Genomic DNA, 1826 nt, shown 5'->3' on the forward strand with positions numbered 1-1826 from the left:
TGGCCGTGATGGTCACCGGGTTCTCGATGATGGGCCTGCCGTACTACATCCAGGACTTCGGGAAGGGCCTCGTGCTGCTCGTGGCCCTGCTGTTCAGCTTCACGTTCCGCCGTCGCAAGACCACCATCGTCGCCGGGAGCACCACCGCATCATGACCGTCCTCACCGACCAGCTGACCGTCGACACGGTCCCCGCGTACCTCGCCGCACGCCCGCACCTGTCGGGGCCGGTGGACCCGGCATCCATCGTGTCCCGCTCCCGCGCGAGCCGCACGATCTGCTCCGCCGCGGTCTCCTCGACGATCGTGCCGGGCGGCTCGTCGGTGGATGCCATCCCTCCGATGCCGTCCTCCCCGTGGACGGTGGCGGCGTAGTGGACGTCCTGGTTCCAGGGTTCCGCCTCGCCGCGCGCCACGGGCACGTCCTGCAGCCCGAGCACACTGAGTAGTTGGCGGGCGTTCCGCGCGGCCTGCGCGGCGGAGGTGTTGCCGTGGACCGTCCCGACCGCGACGATCTCGGCGCGGCCCGACGCCGCGAGGTAGAGGGTCGCCATCGAATCGTCGATGCCGAAGTCCATGTCGAGGATCAGGGGCACGCGGGGTGGTGTCGGCATGTGTCGGTCTGCTCTCTCGAAGCGGCGGATGACGGAATGCGGAAGCGGCGGGGAGGGGCCGGGGCCACCTCACCGCCGCTTCACCTCACTTGCTGGTGATCGAGGGGTCGATGAACTGGTCGTCGAAGATGTCGTCCGGCGTGAGGGCGGGGTCGATCTTCACTCCCGTCGCGCCGAGGAGCGACGTCACCTGATCGAAGCTGCTCTTCGCGCGGGCCGGGGCGAAGTCGCCGATCGGGACGGAGGGGTCGGTTCCGGCCATCAGGTGGAGGTTCTTCAGGATGCCCGCGCCGGCCTCGGCCACGCCGGGCGAGTAGACCCATCCGGTGTTGTACTCCTCGACCAGCTTGACGATGAGCGCGTTCGTCGGCGCCGGATCGGCGAGATACGCCAGGGCGGAACGCTGGAGGATCGGCACGAGCTTGGTGAGGCAGGGCGAGAGCTTCTCGAGATCCGCCGAGCGGATCGAGAGCGCGTCCGGGTAGACGTCGTACCCGGCGTCCTTCACCAGCTGGTACTTGACCGGCTTGTCCCACTGCGAGATCTCGTGCTCGTAGATGTACGGCTCGGAGGTCGCGAAACCGTTCTGGGCGATGCTCGGGTCACTGACGAAGCGCGCCGGGCTGCCGTCGTACGAGTCGGAGAGCTGTGACTGCTTCAGCACGCCCTTGGCGACGAGCGCCTGGGCGTACAGACCGCCCTTCGGCACGACGACTGTGGCATCCGTCTTCCCGATGTCCGCGATCGACGTCCAGTCGGGGTGCGTCGCCGGATCCCACATGATCATCTGGGGGCTCTGCTGGCGCGTCGCGAAGACGCCGATGGTCGGCTGCGAGGCGGCACCCGCGACGCGGTCCTCGGTCGGCACGCTGCCGAGGGTGATCGAGGTGTCCGTGTACATCTGCGAGGCCACGGGCTGGTAGCCGATGGCGGAGCCGCCCGAGCGGACCTCGATCTGCACGCCGGTGCTCTTGCCCTGGTCGACGAGCGTGCCCGTGACGCTCTTCTTGTCGGCGTCGATGACGGCGTCGGGTCCCACCAGTCCGTAGAACGGGCCGTGGTCGACCTCGGGTTCCCACGTGGCCTGGACGACGACCGTCGCCGGGCACACGTCGGTGAGGATGCTCGCGTCGTCGGCGAGAGGAATGGTGGATGCCGGTGCGGCCGGCGCTGCGGCCGAAGCACAGCCGGAGAGCACGGCGCCGGCCACAGCG

General features: G+C 69.1%; 2 protein-coding genes. Both read right to left on the minus strand.

Features of this window, described 5'->3' with window-relative positions:
* Window positions 1-99 precede the first annotated feature (99 nt).
* Complete coding sequence (locus I5G_RS24500) at window positions 100-612, minus strand: nucleoside hydrolase (protein WP_083896572.1); 513 nt, start codon at window positions 610-612, stop codon at window positions 100-102.
* A gap of 85 nt (window positions 613-697) precedes the next feature.
* A partial coding sequence (locus tag I5G_RS25760; RefSeq protein ID WP_026095714.1) for a hypothetical protein occupies window positions 698-1826 on the minus strand: 1129 nt, incomplete at its 5' end.

Origin of the sequence: Microbacterium sp. B19, from assembly GCF_000333395.1 — a bacterium.
Classification (GTDB): domain Bacteria; phylum Actinomycetota; class Actinomycetes; order Actinomycetales; family Microbacteriaceae; genus Microbacterium.

Bases quoted from the DNA above. Each gene is read 5' to 3' on its own strand.
- I5G_RS24500 (WP_083896572.1), bottom strand. From the start codon at position 612: ATGCCGACACCACCCCGCGTGCCCCTGATCCTCGACATGGACTTCGGC.